Below are 18,376 nucleotides of genomic sequence, written 5' to 3'. Positions count from 1 at the left end.
AAACGTATCAAGTACTCAACTCCGGTTCAAGTGGTGGAATGTCATTCTTTACGGGGCCGCGACGGAGCGCCGGTGCGGCGGGGTGCGATCAGCCGGCGGCGACCACGACGTCGAGCGTGCGCGGGCCGTGAACCCCCTCGACCCGGTTCAACTCGATGTCGCTGGTCGCGGACGGACCGCTGATCCACGTCAGGGGACGGGACGGGTCGAGGCGGGCCACCGCGTCGGGGACGGCGGGGACGATCCGCGCGGCCGGGACCACGCACAGGTGGTAGTCCGGAACCAGGGTGAGCGCCCTGCGGCCCTGGCCCGGGCCGGTGTCCAGGACGATCGTGCCCGTCTCCGCGATGGCGACCGCGCAGCCGGTGATCACCCCGTCCGCCGCGTCCAGCGCCGCCGCGCCGAGCGGCGGGTCGTCCCGCAGCCGCTCCAGTCCCGCGGGCAGCCACTCCTCGGGAAGACCGTCGGGGACGACCACCCGCCGCGCCCCGCGCTCCGCCAGCGCGCGGGCGACCGCGTCCGCCACCTGATCGGCGGGGACGACGTGGACCGCGGCCCGGTAGTCGCGGACCCGCTCGGCGAACAGCCCGGCGTCCCCGGGCCCGTGACCGGCCGTGCGGTGGTCGCGCTCGACCCGCACGGGCGGCGCGCCCGCCACGGCCGCGCGGACGCGCGCCAGGATCCGCTCCCGCGAACTCACCGGGCCCCTCCTTCGCGTCCCTCGGTCCGCCGCCACCACGCGCGGAACGACTCCTCGGGGACGGCCGGGACGTCCCGGGTGTCCGTCCAGGCCGCGCCGGGGCCGGGCAGGCGCCGCCTGGGTACGAGCCGGCGCAGGCGCGAGGCGGCGCGCTGGGCCAGCCGCAGCCGGGCCGGGCGGTTCAGCGTCCAGCCCACGGCCTTCATGCCGAGCCGCTCCGCCGGGGGATGCGGCCCCTTGGCGCGCAGGTGGACGAGCACCTCGGGGATGTCGATGGCGACCGGGCACACGTCGTAGCAGGCGCCGCACAGGCTGGAGGCGTACGGCAGGGAGGCGTCGAGGTCGGTCGCCGTGCCGCGCAGCAGCGGGGTGAGGATCGCCCCGATCGGCCCCGGATAGACCGAGCCGTACGCGTGCCCGCCGACCCGCTCGTACACCGGGCAGACGTTGAGGCACGCCGAGCAGCGGATGCAGCGCAGGGCCTGGCGCCCGATCTCGTCGGCCAGCGCGTTCGTCCGGCCGTTGTCCAGCAGGATCAGGTGGAACTCCTGGCCCTCGGCCGCGCCCGTCCAGGTGGAGGTGTAGGGGTTCATCCGCTCCCCCGTGGAGCTCCTCGGCAGGAGCTGGAGGAACACCTCCAGGTCGCGCCAGGTGGGCAGCACCTTCTCGATGCCGACCACGCTGATCAGCGTGCGGGGCAGCGTCAGGCACATGCGGCCGTTGCCCTCCGACTCCAGCACCACCAGCGTGCCGGTCTCGGCGATCAGGAAGTTCGCCCCCGAGATGCCGACCTCGGCCGTCAGGAACCGCTCGCGCAGGTGGCGGCGGGCGGCCTCGGCCAGCGCGGCGGGATCGTCGGTCAGGTCCGGCGGCGCGGGCCGGCCCCAGTCGGCCATGCGCTCCCGGAAGATCTCGCGGATCTCCGCGCGGTTCCTGTGGATCGCGGGCACGAGGATGTGCGAAGGCAGGTCGTCGCCGAGCTGCACGATCAGTTCGGCGAGGTCGGTCTCGGCGGCGACGATGCCCGCGTCCCTCAGGATCTCGTTGAGGCCGATCTCCTGGGTGGCCATCGACTTGACCTTCACCACCTCGGTCTCGCCGGTCGCCCTGACCAGGTCGGCGACGAGCCGGCCCGCCTCGGCGGCGTCGGCGGCCCAGTGGACGTGGCCGCCCGCCCTGGTCACGGCCTCCTCCGCCTGCACCAGGTAGCGGTCGAGGTTGCGCAGCGCGTCGTCCTTGATCGCCTTGCCGGCCGCGCGGAGCCGCTCCCAGTCGGGGAGCTCGTCGACGACGGCGGCCCGGCGGGCCCGGATGGTGTGGGTGGCGTTGCGGAGGTTGAACCGCAGTTGCGAGTTCAGCAGGGCCTTCTCGGCGTTGCGCGGGAACGCGGGCATCCCGAGGAACGTGCCGCTCACCGGTCCTCCTCCGTCGCGGCGAGGATCTCGGCCAGGTGCATCACCCGCACGCCGGTGCGCAGCCGGCTCAGCGTGCCGCCGATGTGCATGAGGCAGGAGTTGTCGGCCGCGCACAGGACCTCCGCGCCCGTGGCCTCGACGCCGGCGACCTTGTCCGCGCACATCGCCGCGGAGACGGCCGCGTTCTTGACGGCGAACGTGCCGCCGAAGCCGCAGCACTCGTCGGCGGCGGGGAGGGGGACGAGTTCGAGGCCGCGCACGGCCCGCAGGAGCCGGGTGGGGCGGTCGCCGACGCGCAGGCCGCGCAGCGAGTGGCACGTCGGGTGATATGTCACCCGGTGCGGGAAATATGCGCCTACGTCGGTGCGGCCGAGGACGTCCACGAGGAACTCCGAGAGGTCGTACACCCGGGGCGTCACCGCGGCCACCGCCTCGGCGAACCGCGTGCGTCCGCGGTGCGCGCCCGCGAAGGCGCCCGGCCGCGCCGCGCCCATGCCCGCCGCGAGCTTCGGGTACTGCTCGCGCACCATGGCCGCGCACGACCCGGACGGGACCACCACGGCGTCGTACCCCGCGAAGACCTCCAGGAAGCGGCGCGCCAGCCGCAGGCCCTCGTCGCGGTACCCGGTGTTCACGTGCATCTGCCCGCAGCACGTCTGCCCCTCGGGGAACTCCACCGCGCACCCGAGCCGCCGCAGAAGCGTCACGACCGCCTTCCCCGTCTCGGGGAACAAGGTGTCGTTCACACAGGTCACGAACAACCCGACCCGCACCGCCGCCTCCTTCCCGCGGACCGCCTCCGGTCGATCACGGTCCGACCCTACTGTTCCCCGCACGCGACCCCTTGTCAGGACACTTCCCCGCCGGGGCGGCGCGTTGACATGCAACCGTATGGCTGCCTATGGTGAACATGCAGCCTGATGGTTGCATATCAGAGGTGGCGAGATGGACGAGGTGTTCAAGGCGCTGGCCGACCCCAGCCGGCGGCGGTTGCTGGACGGCCTGAACGCGCGCAACGGCCAGACGCTGCGGGAGCTCTGCGCGGGCCTGGACATGACCCGGCAGGCCGTCAGCAAGCATCTGGCCGTGCTGCAGGAGGCGAACCTCGTGACCACGGTGTGGCGGGGGCGGGAGAAGCTGCACTACCTCAACGCGGCGCCCATCAACGCCGTGGCCGAGCGCTGGATCGACCGGTACGACCGCCACCGCGTGCACGCGCTCGCCGACCTGAAGAAGGCATTGGAGCAGGAGCCGATGAGCAAGCCCGAGTTCGTCTACACGACCTACATCAACACCACGCCCGAGCGCCTCTGGCAGGCGCTGACCGAGCCCGCCTTCACCCGGCGGTACTGGGGGGTGACCTTCGAGTCCGAATGGAAGACCGGATCCGCGGTGGTCTGGCGGGAGTCCGGCGTCACGATGGCCGATCCCGAACAAGTCGTCCTGGAGTCGGACCCCTACCGGCGCCTGTCCTACACCTGGCACACCTTCACGCCGGAGTTCGCCAAGGCGCACGACGTGGCGGAGGAGATGTTCGGCACGTGGGCGTCCGAGCGGCGCTCCAAGGTCACGTTCGACATCGAGCCGGTCGACGGGATGGTCAAGCTGACCGTCGTCCACGACGGGTTCGACCCCGGGAGCAAGGTGCTCGAAGGGGTGTCGCAGGGCTGGCCGCGCATCCTCGCCGACCTCAAGACCCTGCTGGAGACCGAACGGACGCCGCCGGCCCCGGAGAAGGAGGCGGCGTCTCAGGGCGGATGACGTGGTGGGGCACCGGGAGGGAGGGCGGCCAACCCCGAAACGTCCTCCCCCACCGGTGCCCCGGATGGTACGGCGAGCCATCCTCTGAGCGCGCCCCGCTCTTCGCCGTACCGGCTCGTGGGCGCGGGCCCGCGGGCCCGCGCGTGCGCGTCACACGGTCTGCTCCTGGTAGGAGCGGCGGCCCGCATGGGCGGCGGCGAGCGCCGTGTCGTCGGCCCAGCCGTGGACGTCCACGGCGGACTCCAGGAAGCCGTGCGACCGCAGGAAGCGCTCCTGCTCGGCGAGCAGGCCGAGACGCTCGGCCGACAGGTCGACCCGCAGGTCGGCCAGGCCGGGCGGCGGCGCGTCCCAGCCGGAGCCGGGCGTGCGCTGCGGCGGCGTGCGCCGGCCGGGCGCGCCGTCGTCGTTCTCGCCGGCCAGCAGGACGGCCTGCCGCGGGTAGGCGGCGGCCCAGTCGGCGGCGTCGAGGAGCACCCGCAGGAAGCGGGCGACGACGTCGGGCCGGATGTCCAGCAGCAGTTGGTCGACGGTGATGAGCCTGAGCGTGGCGTCGTTGACCCTGACACGCTTGTCGGGATGGACGCCGAGGTCGATCGCGACCGGCAGGCCGCGGGTCTCGGCGGCGTGCAGGACGGCCGCGTTCCCGACGTAGACCGCGTCCACCTCGCCACGGGCCAGCGCGTCGAGCTCGGGGGCCGCCGCGCCGGGCGTGACGGGGACGTCGATCAGGTGGACGTCGTTGAGCGTGAGGCCGCCGGCCCAGAGGGCGTTGCGCAGGCCGCGCAGGGCCGTGGCGCGTTCGACGTCCACCGGGACGTCCGGACGCAGGGGCAGGCCGAGGCGGCGCCCGCGCAGATCCTCGGGCTCGCGGATGGTGACGTGGGCACGGGTGAGTATCACCTGCGGCGTCTCGGCCCAGGCCAGGGCGACGAGCCGGGACGAGGCGCCGCGCGAGCGGGCCCACAGGGCGGGGACGTTGCCGCTCTCGTGGAGCAGCGTCCGCAGCGGGCCGCCCGCGTGCCCGTCGAGACCGGTGGTCTCTCTGAAGGGGCGCACGGCGATGCCCTCGGGGGCGAACTCGTCGTCGAGCCAGCCGAGATCGGCGGCGATGCCGGTCGCGGTGGGCTCAGGGGCTCGGGTGTACCACAACTCCTGCATGGTCTTCTCCTGTCGTCGTCGATCGGCCGGTGGGCGTCTCGGCGTGACAGAGAGAACCGGTGACCCTGCAGAGATCGACGTGCCGGCGAGTGGTCAGGTAGGCGGCGCGGTTCACGTTCCCCACGGTAATCCCGTGGGCCGAACTTTACAACTATCCCTACAGGTTTTATCTGGAATAGATCGGCGCGCACCGGTCGCGTAGTGCTCCAAGCCATCCGCAAGTCGCCCCGCCGCGCCGACAAGCCGTGATCAAGTGCCGCGCGTCATCGTGAACCGTCCATGGAACGCCGAGGCGGGCCGCCCCCGATCCTCGGGCACGAGTGGAGATCGGGACATGAGTAGTACGGTGCTCATCCTCACCGAGGATGGCGACACCCAGGCGCGGCACGTGGCGCGCGCCCTCGTCGGGCGGGGGGCCGACGCGCTCGTCTTAGAGCCGGGATGGTTCCCCGGCGCCGCGCGCCTGTCCGTCACGCTGGACCATTCCGGCACGGCGCGGCGCGTGCTCCTCGCCGCCGGACGGCGCGTGGACCTCGACCGGCTCACCTCGGTGTGGTTCCGGCGTCCCGGGCCGCCCGTCGAGGGCAGCACCCAGCAGGACGGGTTCGCCTCCGACGTGTGGGACACCCTGGACTGCCTGGCCGTGCCGGCCACGCGCGCGGCGATCCGCAGGGCCCAGCGCAAGCTGTACCAGCTCTCGGTGGCGGGCCGCGCGGGCTTCGAGCTGCCGTCCACGCTGATCAGCACCGACCACGAGGAGCTGCTGGACTTCTACCTGGCCCATCACGGGCAGATCGTGGCCCGGGTGCTCGACCGCCCGTGGGACGTGAGCGAGCCGCCGCCCGTGCCGGAGGAGGAGGCGCCCGTGCTCACCGACCCCGCGGGCACGGGCCCCTTCCCCTTGGTCGCGCAGGCGCGGGTGCTGCGCAGGCTGGCGCTGCGGGTGATCGTCACCGGCTCCCGCGTGTTCGCCACCGAGATCCACTCGCCGCGGAGCGTACGACGGCTGCGCGCCCACGACCTCCCCGAGGAGGTGCGGGCGCGCTGCCTCGGCGTCATGGCGCACCTCGGCCTGTCCTTCGGGACGATCGACCTGACGCTGACGCCCGAGGACCACTACGTGTTCCTGGAGGTCAACCCCGAGGGCGGCTTCCTGCTGATCGAGGAGGTCACCGGGATGCCCATCACCGACGCCCTGTGCGACGTGCTGCTGGACGGCACGCCCGGCGCCTGACCCGGGGCCGGGCTAGTCGGGGCGGGGCGCCGGGTCGGTGGCCACCGAGCGGAGCAGGGGACGGGTCAGCGCGCCCGCCGCGACGACCCCGCCGAAGCCGAGGGCCACGCAGCACAGCAGCGTGACCGCCCCCGCCGCGCTCATGGCCCCGATGGCGAAGGGCGTCGCGCACAGCAGGCCGGTGGCGATCGAGCCGCCTCCCATGACGGTGAGCGGCAGGAGCGTCTCGACGCGCCGGGCGCGGTCGAGCACCTCCAGCGGCGTGCCCGCCAGGCGCAGCAGCGCGTACGCCTGGCGGCGGTCGAGGATCGAGGACGCCGCCGTGACGCCCGCGCTGACGATCGCGATCAGGAACGACACGGCGAGGACGACCAGCGTGCCGGTGCGCACGTCCCGCAGCAGCAGGGCGGTCATCTTGTCGGTGGCCAGGTCCCCGGGCGGGGTGAGCAGGCCGACGAACCCGGCGACGAAGCCCGTCATCGCCACCCCGCTCACCGTGCGCCAGGCCGATTTGGGGTCGTCGGTGAGCCGCCGCCCGGCCAGCAGGCGCGCCGGGCCGCGCGCGGTCGCCGCCACGATTCGGCCGATCATGCCGACCACCCACGCGCCGGCCGCGTTGAGGGCGAGGAACGCGAGCGCGAGCACGGCGAGGATCACGCCGAGCCGCGCGCCCATGCCCGTGACGGGCACCGCGGCGAGGACGGCCACCAGCGCGACGACCCGCACGAACCGCAGCGCGGGCGGCGTCTGGCGCCGGGCCACGCCGAGCGGGCTGACGACGACCCTGCGCAGGCCGGCGACCGCCGACAGGCCGACCAGCAGCGGCACCGCCACCAGCACGGCGGCCACGGGCAGCACGCCCGGCCAGATGTCGGAGGCGAACCACGTGCCGCCGGTGATCTCGATCCGCCGCAGGGACGGAGCCGCGGCGGCGTAGAGGACCAGCCCCAGCACCGCGCCGGCGAAGGCGGTGATCACGGCCTCGGCGACGGTCATCGCCACCACCTGGCCGGGCGTCGCGCCGATCAGGCGCAGGGCGGCGAGCCGCTGGTCGCGGCGTGCGACGGTGAGCCGTGCCGCCGCGCCCCCGAACACGAGCAGCGGCACGATCATGAGCACGCCGGCGAGCGCGGCGAGCACCCGGTACCCGACGGCGGTGTTGCTCTGCGTTCCGGCGAAGCCGGAGACCTTCACGGCGGACGTTCCGAACCGGTAGTCACCGGTCCAGCGCTCCTTCATCACCGGGTCGCCGGGCGCGTGCCCGGCCAGCGCGACCAGCTCGTCGGGGTGGGCCAGGGCCTCGTCCCCGATCGTCCCCACGGCCTTCCCCGGGACGCCGCGCGCCGCGGCGGGGTCGCGGGCGAGCGCGGGCGACAGCAGCGTCTCGCCCGGCCCCGGCAGGCGGGACACCCCTGCGGGCGGGCGCACGCCGGGGTCGAGCACCGCCACATGGACGACGGTGACCGGCAGGTCGCCGGTGAAGTGGGTGCGGACCGCCTCGATCGCGCGCGGGGCGCCCGTGGCGGCGACGGGCTCGCGCCAGGCGGCGCGCTGGGCGCGCCCGTCGAAGGCGACGTTGACGGCCACGGCGAACAGCAGCAGGCCGGTCGAGACGGCGACCGCCGCCACGGTGAGGGCCGACCCCAGCGTCCCTCGCCGCCCGCCGCCCTTGATCAGGCGCCAGGTGAGGTCCAGGAGGCCGCTCACGCCGTCCTCCCCTGGCCCGCGGCGCGCGCCGCGTGCGGGGGGACGATGAGGCCGTCGCGCACCTCGGCCACGCGGTCGCACCAGGCGGCGACGGCGGGGTCGTGGGTGACGACGACCAGGCAGGCGTCGTTGTGCTTGGCGGCCTCGACGAGCAGGCGCATGGTGTCCTGGCCGGTGGCCTGGTCGAGCGCGCCGGTGGGCTCGTCGGCGAAGACGACGGCGGGCCGGGTGACGAGCGCCCGGGCGATTGCCACGCGCTGGGCCTGCCCGCCGGACAGCTCGCCCGGGCGGCGTCCCTCCAGCCCGGCCAGCCCGAGCGGGCCGAACCACGACCGGGCCTGCCGCACGGCCTGGGCCCGCGACGTGCCGCCGAGCATGAGGGGCAGCGCGACGTTCTCGTCCGCGGGCAGCTCGGGCAGGAGCTGGCCGAACTGGAAGACGAAGCCGAAACGGGTGCGGCGCAGCGCGCTGCGGCGGCGCTCGCCGAGCGCGTCGATCCGCTCGCCGAGCAGGTGGACCTCGCCGGAGTCCGGCTTCATGATCCCGGCGAGGCAATGGAGCAGGGTCGATTTCCCCGAGCCGCTGGGACCCATGACGGCGACGGCCTCGCCGCGGCCGATCGCGAGATCGACGCCGGCGAGGGCGGTGGCGGTACCGAAGCTCTTCCTGAGGCCACGGCCTTCCAGAACGATGTGCGCGGACATGTCCCCGAGCATGGCCGGGCGGTGCCGCCCCGCGGATCGGCCGCCCGTCGGATCCGGCGGCCCGGCGGTCGGCCGAATGACCGACCCGCACGCCGCACCCGCCCGCGCCGGTCGATCCGCCCGCCGCCGCTCGCCCGTGCGGCGGCGGCCGTGCCCGGGGGCTGGCAGAATCGGGCGGGTGAGGGTACTCGTCGCGGATGACCAGGAGCTTGTGCGAACCGGATTCCAGATGATCCTCGACGCCCAGCCGGACATCGAGGTCGTCGCGGCGGTCGCCGACGGCGCGGCGGCGGTGGAGCAGGCCCGCAGGCTGCGCCCCGACGTGTGCCTGCTGGACATCCGGATGCCCCGGCTCGACGGCCTGGAGGTCACCAAGATCCTCGCGGGTCCCGGCGTCCCCGACCCCATGCGCGTGGTGATCGTCACCACCTTCGACCTGGACGAGTACGTGTACGGCGCGCTGCGGGCGGGCGCGTGCGGGTTCCTGCTGAAGGACAGCGGGCCCACCCTGCTGATCGAGGCGGTCCGCGCCGCCGCCAACGGCGACGCCCTGGTCTCGCCGTCGGTGACGGTGCGCCTGCTGCAACACCTGGCCCGGCCCGCGGCCCGCCAGGGAAGGCCGCCGCGCGAGCCGCTGACCGAGCGGGAGTACGACGTCGTGCGGCTGGTCGCGCGGGGCCGGACCAACCAGGAGGTCGCGGCCGAGCTGTTCGTCTCCCTGTCCACGGTGAAGACGCATCTCAGCAGCATCCAGGCGAAACTGGGCGTCCGTAACCGCGTCGAGACCGCCGCGTGGGCGTGGGAGTCCGGCGTCGTGCGCTGACCGCCGGACGAACCTCAGATCATCTCGCGGAGGGTCCGGGATCTCTCCCCCGGCTCGCCGATTAGCGCGGCGATCTCCTGGATAGGAGTGAGTCAGGCGTCGCGCTACGTCGCAGAGCGAACACGACCGAGGCGCATGCCGGGGGGAGAGAGACATGCGCTATGCCCGATCCTCAGTGCGCAGGTCGGCGGTCGGCGTCTACCTGGCGCTCGCGGCCCAGATCGCCACGTTCGCCTGCCTGGTCGTCTTCGAGCGGGCCCGGGGCGAGGCGCTGGCCCGGCACGTCGCGCGGCTCGGCGCCGACCCCGCCGCGCCGGGCGCGGCGGCCGTCACGGGCGCGATGACCTGGTTCGCGGTGCTGATCCTTCTGGTGGCGGCGGCCACGGTCGCGGCCGGGTTCTCGTACTTCGCGTGGCTGCGGCAGGCCGGCGCGACACCGGGCATGATCGCCATCGCCTGGTTCGTCCCCGTGCTGAACCTGGCGGCGCCGGCGCTGCTGCTGCACGCCCTGCGCGAGGACGCGGGGCTGCGCGAGGGCCGCCGCAAGGTGTGGATCGCGATGCTCGCCGCCTGGTGGGCGAGCTGGCTCGGCATCCTGTTCCTCATCGGGTCGCGGCTGCCCGTGACGGGCGCCCCGCAGGGCAAGGACCTCACCGGGCTCGGCGTGCCCGAGCTCGCGGTGGCGGTGCTGGCCGCGCTGCTGTGTGCGGTGACGGTCCACGAGGTCACCGAGGCGCGGATGAGCGCGCGTCCTTCGGGGATCGCGCCCCGCCTGAAGCTGCTGCCCGCCCTGCGCTCGCTCCCCCGGCACACGTACCCGGCCCGGGATTGAGGTCCAGGCGCTGCGGCGCGGGCGGCGGCCCCGAGCTGCCGGGGCTGGCGTGCCACAGCTTGCGCGGCGCGGTCCGCACGCCCGAGGCCGGGCCGATGTCGGCGTACGGTGAGAGCCGGTAGCCGTTGCCGTAGTCCAGGGGCCGCCCGCCGACCCCGCCCCGGTTCGCGGGGGCGGCGCCCAGCACCGCGCGCACCGCGTCGATTCCCTCGGTGCGCCAGATCTCGTCGAGCTCGACGAGGTTCCAGCAGTCCAGGGCGCGCAGCGAGACGGCGCGGGCCCCGACCCGCCGCACGGCGCCCTTGGCGACCAGCAGCCACGACCCGAACAGCGTGGCGGCGCAGTGGCCCTGCACGGACTCGAAGAAGGTCAGGTCGATCGGCCCGGTGGCGTCGTCCAGGGTGGTGAAGACGACGCGCTGCCCCGAGCGCACGGCCGGGGTCTGGGTGGCGACCTTCACCCCGGCGACGAGGATCTCGGCGCCGTTGCGCATCGTGAGCAGCTCCGAGGCCCTGACGACGCCGATCGCGGCGAGCAGGTCCTCGTGGAAGGCGATGATGTGGTGGCTGACGTCCATGCCGAGGATCTCCAGCTCGGCCTGCACGGCCTCCGCCTCGGTCATCTCGGGCAGCTCGCCCGGCCGGACGTGCTCGGTGAAGCCCATCGGGATCTGCACGGCGTCCGTTCCGGCCTCGGGGGGAGGCTGGGCCCTGGCGCGTCCGGTCCCGGCGCGCCGCGCGGCGCGCACGCCCGTCGCCGAGGCGCGCTCCAGGGTGCCGACCTGGGCGAGCAGGTCGCGCCGCGTCAGCTCGCCCGGCCGCCAGCGCGGCCCTCCGGGGTGCAGCCCGTACAGCGCGTCGAGGCCGCCGACCTGCACGATGCGCTCGGCGACCGGCCGTGACGGCCGGGCGCGCTCCCAGAAGTCGGCGAGCGAGGTGTACGGCCGCCCGGCGACCATGCGCTCGACCTCGGCCTCGCTGACGCCCTTGACCGACGAGAACGGCACCCGCAGGCCGTACCCCTCGCCGACGCGGCGGGGAGGGTCTTCGGGCGGGGCGTCGGAGGGCGGGGCGGGGCACCGCTCGACGAGCCACTGCCGTCCCGAGCGGTTGACGTCCAGGGGCAGGACGGCCACCCCGCACTGGCGGGCCTCGTCGAGGATGACCCGGTTGGGGTACATGCCCGGTTCGTGGGTGAGCACCCCGGCGAAGAACGCGGCGGCGTGGTGGCGTTTCAGCCAGGCCGACTGGTAGGTGGGGAGCGCGAACGCGGCGGCGTGCGCCTTGCAGAACCCGAACGAGCCGAACGCGTCGAGCACCTTCCAGGCGCGGTCGGTGGTCTCGCGGTCGAACTCGGGGAGCACCGCGCCCTCCCACCACGCGCGGACCGCCTCGCGCCCTTCGGGCGAGGACAGCGCGCGGCGGACGCTCTCGGCCTCCGACAGCCCGCAGCCGGTCATGGCGTCGACGACCCGCAGGACCTGCTCGTGGAAGATGACGACGCCGTGGGTCTCGCGCAGCGCGGGCCTGAGCCTCGGGTGCGGGTAGGACGGCTCGCGCCAGCCGTGCCTGGCCTCCAGGTAAGGGGTGACCATGTCGGAGTTGACCGGGCCCGGCCGGAACAGCGAGATGTCGACGATCAGGTCGTGCATGGTACGGGGCTCCAGCTTGGACACCAGTTCCCGCTGGCCGGGGGACTCGATCTGGAAGCAGCCGAGCGTGTGCCCGGTGCGGATCATGTCGTAGGTCGCCCGGTCGTCCCGGGGGACGCCCCGGTCCAGGTCGACGTCCTCGCCGTCCACCCGCCTGATCTCGCCGAGAGCGTACGCCATCGCCGACTGCATGCGCACGCCGAGCACGTCGAGCTTCAGCAGCCCGGCCTCCTCGACGTCCTCCTTGTCGAACTGGCTCATCGGGAACTCCAGCAGGCTGCGTTCGACCGGGGTGCGGTCGCGCAGGCCGGAGTTGCCGACGAGCACGCCGCAGGGGTGCAGGGCGATGTGCCGGGGCAGGCCGTCCAGCTTTTCGGCGAGCTCGAACATCGTGGCCAGGGCGCGGTCGCCGAGGCCGCTGTCGCGCAGTTCGGGAAGGTCGGACAGGGCGGCGCGGATCTGCCTGGCCCTGATGTGCGGGAACGCCTTGGCGATGACGTCGATCTCGTGCGGGGGCAGGCCCATGGCGGCGCCGACGTCGCGGATGGCGCTGCGGGCGCGGTAGGTCTCCATCATGGAGACGCAGGCGACACGGTCCTCGCCGTAGCGGTCCAGGATGGCGCGGTAGCAGTCCAGGCGGCGCGCGGACTCCACGTCCACGTCGATGTCGGGCAGCCCTTTGCGGCCTTCGGACAGGAAGCGCTCCATGAGGAGGCCGTGTTCGAGGGGGTTCACCTCGCCGATGCGGATGAGGTAGTTGACCAGGCTGCCGGCGCCCGAGCCGCGGATCGCGCAGCGCACGCCCATTCGGCGGATCATGTCGGTGATGTCGGAGACGACCGTGAAATAGCCGGACAGCTGCTTCGCCTCGATCACGCGCAGCTCGTCTTCCAGCCGCTCGCGCGCCTCGCTGGACCGTTCCATCCCCCGGGCCACCAGGCCCTCCTCGCACCGGCCGCGCAGCAGGGGGACGGCGTCGCCGTCGACCTCGGGCAGGTGGAGCCGCTCCCGCCCGCCGCGCAGCGCCAGGACCTCCAAGGGGTCCAGCGCGCACCGCTCGGCGGTCTCCCGCGTGCGGGCGAGCAGCCGGGACGCGCGGGCCTGGTCGCCGCCGCAGATCCGCAGGGCCACACGCCCCATCTCCTCGCCGCTCTTGAGATAGGCGTGGGAGGCGGAGTGCTCCAGGTGGCGCGTGTGCAGGGGGACGAGCTTGCGCGCGGCGTCCAGCACGTCGCCGACGCGGTAGTCCCCCGGGTCCAGGTGGCGCACGGCGTTGGTCAGCACGGCGGGCACGCCCGCCGACTCGGCCAGGGCGATCATGCGCGCGGCGGTGCTCGCCTCCCGGTGCCCGAACTGGTCGACGACCTCGACCACCACGTCGGGGACGGCGGCCCGCCAGGCGGCGAGCAGCTCGCGCGCCCGGCCGTCGCGGCGCCCGGCCACGGCGCGGCCCACGTCGGAGCGGGGGCCGAGCATGACCAGCAGCCCGTCGGCGTGGCGGCCGGCCAGCTCGCGGGTGAGGCGGGGCTCGCCGCGCTCCCCCGCGTGGTGGGCGGCGGTGGTGAGACGGCACAGGTGCGCCCAGCCGTCCGCCCTGGCCAGCACGGTGACTCTGTCGCCGTCGCCGTCGTCGCCCGGGGAACCGTCCAGGAGCAGGTCGACGCCGACGACGGGCCGCAGGCCGGCCTCGAAGCACGCCTGGACGTGCTTGACCGCGCCGTACAGGCCGTCGCGGTCGGTCAGCGCGAGGATGTCCATGCCGTGCCCGGCCGCGCGGGCGACCAGGTCCTTGGGGAAGGCGGAGCCGTACCGCAGGGAGTAGGCGGAGGCGACGTGGAGGTGGGCGAACATCAGTCCCACGCCCTCAGCAGCAGCCAGCCGCCGCTCGCGGTGTCGAAGCGCAGCTCGTAGGTGCCGGTGTCTCCGCCGGGGCTGGCCTCCACCCGCCAGAAGCGGCGCTCACCCGGGTCGGTCTCGGAGATCTTCCACCACTCGCGGGAGGTCACCCAGTGGTCGAGGGCGCGGCGGACGACGTAGAGCCGGTCGCGCCACACGAAGCGGGCGGGCTCGCCGTCGCGCGTCCACACCTCGATGGGATCGCCGTAGATTCTGCTCAATGGCGCTTCTTCTCCCTGGGCCTCTGGAACTTGGAGCACCCGGGGGAAGGCGGGTGGTGCTACTTCGAACATACGTTCCCAGAGCCCCGGAGGGCAAATCACCACAGGCCGCGGGCACGTCATCGTCCGGTCACGATCGCCCCGGCGGGCCGGAACCATGTCACCAGCTGTTCACACGAAGAAACCCGCGCGCCGGGAAGTAGTCGCGAGCCGTTGTCCCTGCTCTTCTACGTTCATCCCACAACCTCCGAAAGTGGGAGCAAGCGTGCAATCATCACGAACGCGTATCGTCGGCCTGGCCGCCGTCCTTACCGTCGCGACTTCTCTCGGCGCGGCCTGCGGGTCCGCCCCGGCCACCGGCGCGCAGACCGGTGCCTCCTCCTCCACCGCGAACTCCGCCGCGACCGCGACCTCCGCGGCCGACCTCGGCGGCCTCGACAAGCTCGTCGAGGCGGCGAAGAAGGAGGGGCAGCTCAACGTCATCACCCTGCCCCCGGACTGGGCGAACTACGGGGAGATCATCAAGACGTTCGGCGAGAAGTACGGCATCAAGGTCAACAGCGAGAACCCCGACGGCTCCAGCGCGGACGAGATCAACGCCGTCAAGACCCGCAAGGGCCAGGACCGCGCTCCCGACGTGCTCGACCTCGGCACGGCGTTCGCCCTCAGCGGCGCCAGAGAGGGCCTGTTCGCGCCGTACAAGGTGCGGTCCTTCGACAAGATCCCCGAGGGGCAGAAGGACGCCCAGGGCAACTGGTACAACGACTACGGCGGCTACGTCTCCATCGGCTGCGACGCCAAGCGCATCCCGGCCTGCCCGCAGACCTTCGCCGACCTGCTCAAGCCCGAGTACAAGGGCAAGGTCGCGATGAACGGCAACCCGACCAAGTCCGGCTCCGCGTTCGCCGGCGTGTTCGCCGCCGCGCTGGCCGACGGCGGCTCCTTCGACGACATCCAGCCTGGCCTCGACTTCTTCAAGAAGCTCAAGGCGGCGGGCAACTACAACCCCGTCGAGTCGACCCCCGCGACCGTGCAGAACGGCGAGACGCCGATCAGCATCGACTGGGACTACCTCAACTCCGGCTACACCGACCAGTTCGCCGCCAAGGGCGTGGACTGGAAGGTCACCGTCCCGGCCGACGGCAAGTACGCCAACTTCTACGCGCAGGCGATCAACAAGTGGGCCCCCCACCCGGCCGCCGCCCGCCTGTGGGAGGAGTTCCTCTACAGCACCGAAGGCCAGAACCTCTGGCTGAAGGGGTACGCCCGCCCCGTGCTCCTGCCGTCCATGCAGTCCGACGGCAGCGCCGACGCCGCGCTGGTCGCCAAGCTGCCGAAGGTCGAGGGCACCCCCGAGTTCCCGACCGACGCGCAGGTCACCAAGGCCAAGGAAGTCCTCGCCGCGGGCTGGGGCGCGGCGGTCTCCGGCTGACCCGCCGATGATCGAGACCACCTCTGCGGCCCCCGCCGCCCTCCCCCTGAAGAGCAGGGGCGAGGGCGGCGGCAGGGCCCGCACCCGCTCCGCCGGCTGGACCGGGGCACTGCCCCTGCTGGTCTTCGCCGGCCTGGCCTTCGGCGTCCCCGCCGCCGCGCTGCTCGGCGGCGCGTTCACCGCGGGCGGCGCCCCCAGCACGGCCAACCTGGCCGAGTCCCTGCGAGGCGCCTACCTCACCGCGATGCTCAGCAGCGTGAAGCTGTCGGCCGTCGTCGCGGTCGCCGGCGCCGTGCTCGGCACCTTCCTCGCCCAGGCCGTGGTCACCTCGCGCCTGCGGGCCCTGCGCGAGGCGGTGCTCACCGCCTCGGGCGTGCTCGCCAACTTCGGCGGCGTCCCGCTCGCCTTCGCCTGGATCGCCACGCTCGGCAACTCCGGCGTGCTCACCACGCGCCTCGGCCTCGGCGACCTCGGCTGGAACCTCTACAGCTTCTGGGGCCTGGTGCTGGTGTACCTGTACTTCTCCGTCCCGCTGATGGTGCTGGTCATCGTGCCCGCGCTGGACGGGCTGCGGCCCCAGTGGCGGGAGGCGGCGCAGAACAACGGCGCCACCACCTGGCAGTTCTGGCGGCACGTCGGGATCCCCGTGCTCACCCCGAGCCTGCTCGGCGGCGTGGTCCTGCTGTTCGGCGGCGCCTTCGCCGCCTACGCGACCGCCGCCGCCATGGTCGGCACCGTCGTCCCGCTGGTCACGCTGCAGATCGCCGACGCGCTGGCCGGCAACGTCCTGATCGGCCACGAGAACGTGGCCCTGGCCCTCAGCCTCGACATGATCGTGGTCGCCGGCCTGGTCATGGCCGTCTACCTGCCCCTCCAGCGCAGGAGCGCCCGATGGCTGCGCTGACCCCGGCCGTCCTGCCCGAGGCCGGCGTGCCCGCGCCCCGGGCCGGGCGCTCGCGGCGCGCGGCGGGGGCCTGGCGGGCGGTGGTGCTGACCGTGGCCGCGCTGTACTTCGTGACGCCGCTCGCCGCCTCGTTCGTGTTCACGGTGAACGACCCCGCGAAGGGGTTCACCCTGGAGGCGTACGGGGAGATCTTCACCGCCGAGGGCTTCGCGCGGAGCCTGCTGCTGTCGCTCGGGCTGGCCGCGGCGACGATCACGGTCGTGCTGCTGCTCACGCTGCCCGCCATGCTGGCCGTGCGGCTCGGCGCGCCGCGGCTGCGGCCGGTGCTCGAAGTGCTGTGCACGCTGCCGCTGGTCGTGCCGCCGATCACGTTCGTGGCCGGGATCAGCACGGTGCTGCGCTGGGGCCCCGACTACCTGGCGGCCACGCCGTTCTACCAGACGATCATCGCCGTCCAGAACCCGTCGTTCCCCGTCGTTCTGGTCGTCGCCTACGCGGTGCTGGCGCTGCCGTTCGTCTACCGGGCGCTGGACGCCGGGCTCGGCGCGATGGACGTCCGCACGCTGGTGGAGGCCGCGCGCAACTGCGGCGCGTCCTGGCCCGTGGTGCTGCTGCGGGTGATCGTCCCCAACCTGAAGACGGGCCTGGCCGGCGCGTCCTTCCTCACCCTGGCGCTCGTGCTCGGCGAGTACACGGTCGCGCGGCTGCTCGGCTTCGAGCCGTTCTCGGTGTGGATCGTCACGATCTCCGGCGCGAACGCCCCGCTGTCGGTCGCGGTGTCCATCTTCAGCCTGCTGCTCACCTGGGCGCTGCTGCTCATCCTGTCGACCGCCGGAACCAGAAGGAGTCGTTCGTGAACGGGGCGCGCGTGGAGTTCCGTGGGCTGCGCCGGACGTTCGGCGACACCGTCGCCCTCGACGGTCTCGACCTCACGGTGGCGCCGGGCGAGCTGATCGCCCTGCTCGGCCCGTCCGGATGCGGCAAGACGACCGCGCTGCGCTGCGTGGCCGGCTTCGAGACCCCCGACGAGGGCGCCGTGCTCGTGGACGGCGAGGACGTCACGCGGGTGCCGGCCAACCGCCGCGACGCCGGGATGGTCTTCCAGTCCTACAGCCTCTTCCCCAACATGAACGCCCGCGACAACGTGGCGTTCGGGATGCGGGTGCGCGGGGTGGCCGCGGCCGGGCGGCACGCCCGCGCGGCCGAGCTGCTCGACCTGGTGGGCCTGCCCGCGCACGGCGGCCGGTACCCCCACCAGCTCTCCGGCGGCCAGCAGCAGCGCGTGGCGCTGGCCAGGGCGCTGGCGCTGGAGCCGCGCGTGCTGCTGCTGGACGAGCCGCTGTCCGCGCTGGACGCCAAGGTACGCGTCGCGCTGCGCGAGGAGATCCGGCGGCTGCAGCTCTCCCTCGGCATCACGACGATCTTCGTCACCCACGACCAGGAGGAGGCCCTCTCGGTCGCCGACCACGTCGCGGTGCTCAGGGCGGGCCGCCTGGAGCAGTCCGGCCCGCCCGCGGAGATCTACGACCGCCCCGCGACACCGTTCGTGGCCGGGTTCGTCGGCACCATGAACCACCTGCCGGGCCGCCTCGACGGCGACGGCCTGGTCGAGGTGGCCGGCCAACGCCTCCCCGTCCACGGCGACATACCCGGCACACCAGAGGTGGACGTCCTCGTCCGCCCCGAGGCCGTCCTCGTCACCCCCGGCGGCGAGACCGACGCCCTGATCGTCACCTCCTCCTTCCGCGGCGCCTCGGTCCGCCTCCTCCTCCGCCTCCCCGACGGCACCGAACTCACCGCCGACCTCCCCGGCCACAACGCCACCCACTTCACCCCCGGCGGGCGCGCAGCGGTACGCCTCGTCGACCGCCCGGTCCTGGTGTCGTCCCGGACGGCGACCGCGGCAGCCTGAGATCAGCCGCGAACTGGAAGAATCGC

17 protein-coding genes are annotated in these 18,376 nt (G+C 73.7%); 8 read left to right on the top strand and 9 right to left on the bottom strand.

Annotated features, from left to right (window positions below; genetic code table 11):
• Nucleotides 1-88: 88 nt before the first annotated feature.
• The 3 genes from BJ982_RS17520 to BJ982_RS17510 are packed head-to-tail and all read right to left on the bottom strand — an operon-like array spanning nt 89 to nt 2,888.
• Complete coding sequence (locus tag BJ982_RS17520) at nt 89-700, bottom strand: LutC/YkgG family protein (RefSeq protein WP_184881397.1); 612 nt, start codon at nt 698-700, stop codon at nt 89-91.
• Nucleotides 697-2,115 carry a LutB/LldF family L-lactate oxidation iron-sulfur protein gene (locus BJ982_RS17515; protein WP_184881395.1) on the bottom strand — a complete coding sequence of 473 codons (1,419 nt, stop codon included), beginning with the start codon at nt 2,113-2,115 and terminating at the stop codon, nt 697-699. Before BJ982_RS17515 ends, BJ982_RS17520 begins: the two co-directional genes overlap by 4 nt.
• Nucleotides 2,112-2,888 carry a (Fe-S)-binding protein gene (locus BJ982_RS17510; protein ID WP_184881393.1) on the bottom strand — a complete coding sequence of 259 codons (777 nt, stop codon included), beginning with the start codon at nt 2,886-2,888 and terminating at the stop codon, nt 2,112-2,114. The genes BJ982_RS17515 and BJ982_RS17510 overlap by 4 nt, the downstream gene beginning before the upstream one ends.
• Before the next feature lie 172 nt (nt 2,889-3,060).
• On the opposite strand from BJ982_RS17510, the gene BJ982_RS17505 reads away from it, so the two are divergent.
• Nucleotides 3,061-3,876, top strand: a complete 816-nt coding sequence (locus tag BJ982_RS17505) for an ArsR/SmtB family transcription factor (protein ID WP_184881391.1) — start codon at nt 3,061-3,063, stop codon at nt 3,874-3,876.
• Between the two features lie 150 nt (nt 3,877-4,026).
• Here BJ982_RS17505 and BJ982_RS17500 read toward each other — a convergent pair whose 3' ends face one another.
• Both BJ982_RS17500 and BJ982_RS40905 read right to left on the bottom strand, forming a co-directional pair.
• Entirely contained in the window at nt 4,027-5,034 is a 1,008-nt protein-coding gene (locus BJ982_RS17500; protein WP_184881389.1) for an ABC transporter substrate-binding protein, read from the bottom strand.
• Complete coding sequence (locus tag BJ982_RS40905) at nt 5,003-5,149, bottom strand: putative leader peptide (RefSeq protein ID WP_376697693.1); 147 nt, start codon at nt 5,147-5,149, stop codon at nt 5,003-5,005. Before BJ982_RS40905 ends, BJ982_RS17500 begins: the two co-directional genes overlap by 32 nt.
• Nucleotides 5,150-5,368: 219 nt before the next feature.
• On the opposite strand from BJ982_RS40905, the gene BJ982_RS17495 reads away from it, so the two are divergent.
• Nucleotides 5,369-6,268: an MvdC/MvdD family ATP grasp protein gene (locus BJ982_RS17495; RefSeq protein WP_184881387.1), complete on the top strand. Its 900-nt coding sequence runs from the start codon at nt 5,369-5,371 to the stop codon at nt 6,266-6,268.
• Nucleotides 6,269-6,280: 12 nt separating this feature from the next.
• Here the strand turns inward: BJ982_RS17495 and BJ982_RS17490 are convergent, their stop codons facing one another.
• Both BJ982_RS17490 and BJ982_RS17485 read right to left on the bottom strand, forming a co-directional pair.
• The gene (locus tag BJ982_RS17490; protein WP_239122890.1) at nt 6,281-7,975 is read right to left on the bottom strand and encodes an FtsX-like permease family protein; all 1,695 of its coding nucleotides are present in this window, start codon (nt 7,973-7,975) and stop codon (nt 6,281-6,283) included.
• Nucleotides 7,972-8,679 (bottom strand): ABC transporter ATP-binding protein, encoded by a 708-nt coding sequence (locus BJ982_RS17485; RefSeq protein WP_184881385.1) that lies wholly within the window; start codon nt 8,677-8,679, stop codon nt 7,972-7,974. Before BJ982_RS17485 ends, BJ982_RS17490 begins: the two co-directional genes overlap by 4 nt.
• A 178-nt stretch (nt 8,680-8,857) precedes the next feature.
• On the opposite strand from BJ982_RS17485, the gene BJ982_RS17480 reads away from it, so the two are divergent.
• Both BJ982_RS17480 and BJ982_RS17475 read left to right on the top strand, forming a co-directional pair.
• Nucleotides 8,858-9,502, top strand: a complete 645-nt coding sequence (locus BJ982_RS17480; protein ID WP_275411673.1) for a response regulator — start codon at nt 8,858-8,860, stop codon at nt 9,500-9,502.
• A gap of 154 nt (nt 9,503-9,656) precedes the next feature.
• On the top strand, nt 9,657-10,334 hold the full coding sequence (locus BJ982_RS17475; RefSeq protein ID WP_184881381.1) for a hypothetical protein: 678 nt from the start codon (nt 9,657-9,659) through the stop codon (nt 10,332-10,334).
• Here BJ982_RS17475 and BJ982_RS17470 read toward each other — a convergent pair.
• A complete protein-coding gene (locus tag BJ982_RS17470) occupies nt 10,228-13,836 on the bottom strand; it encodes a DNA polymerase III subunit alpha (RefSeq protein ID WP_184888978.1) in 3,609 nt (1,202 codons plus the stop codon). The genes BJ982_RS17475 and BJ982_RS17470 overlap by 107 nt on opposite strands.
• Complete coding sequence (locus BJ982_RS17465; RefSeq protein WP_184613002.1) at nt 13,836-14,102, bottom strand: DUF6504 family protein; 267 nt, start codon at nt 14,100-14,102, stop codon at nt 13,836-13,838. Before BJ982_RS17465 ends, BJ982_RS17470 begins: the two co-directional genes overlap by 1 nt.
• 265 nt (nt 14,103-14,367) lie before the next feature.
• On the opposite strand from BJ982_RS17465, the gene BJ982_RS17460 reads away from it, so the two are divergent.
• The 4 genes from BJ982_RS17460 to BJ982_RS17445 are packed head-to-tail and all read left to right on the top strand — an operon-like array spanning nt 14,368 to nt 18,350.
• A complete protein-coding gene (locus BJ982_RS17460) occupies nt 14,368-15,534 on the top strand; it encodes an ABC transporter substrate-binding protein (RefSeq protein WP_203958996.1) in 1,167 nt (388 codons plus the stop codon).
• A gap of 7 nt (nt 15,535-15,541) precedes the next feature.
• Nucleotides 15,542-16,438, top strand: coding sequence for an ABC transporter permease (locus BJ982_RS17455; RefSeq protein ID WP_184881377.1), 897 nt, complete (start codon nt 15,542-15,544; stop codon nt 16,436-16,438).
• Nucleotides 16,426-17,295: an ABC transporter permease gene (locus BJ982_RS17450; protein WP_184881375.1), complete on the top strand. Its 870-nt coding sequence runs from the start codon at nt 16,426-16,428 to the stop codon at nt 17,293-17,295. Before BJ982_RS17455 ends, BJ982_RS17450 begins: the two co-directional genes overlap by 13 nt.
• Nucleotides 17,292-18,350 (top strand): ABC transporter ATP-binding protein, encoded by a 1,059-nt coding sequence (locus tag BJ982_RS17445; RefSeq protein WP_203958997.1) that lies wholly within the window; start codon nt 17,292-17,294, stop codon nt 18,348-18,350. Before BJ982_RS17450 ends, BJ982_RS17445 begins: the two co-directional genes overlap by 4 nt.
• Nucleotides 18,351-18,376 lie beyond the last annotated feature (26 nt).

Origin of the sequence: Sphaerisporangium siamense (genome assembly GCF_014205275.1) — a bacterium.
Taxonomy (GTDB): Bacteria; Actinomycetota; Actinomycetes; order Streptosporangiales; family Streptosporangiaceae; genus Sphaerisporangium; species Sphaerisporangium siamense.
The sequence above is the reverse complement of the archived record's forward strand: the minus strand, read 5'-3'. Positions and strand labels throughout refer to the sequence as shown.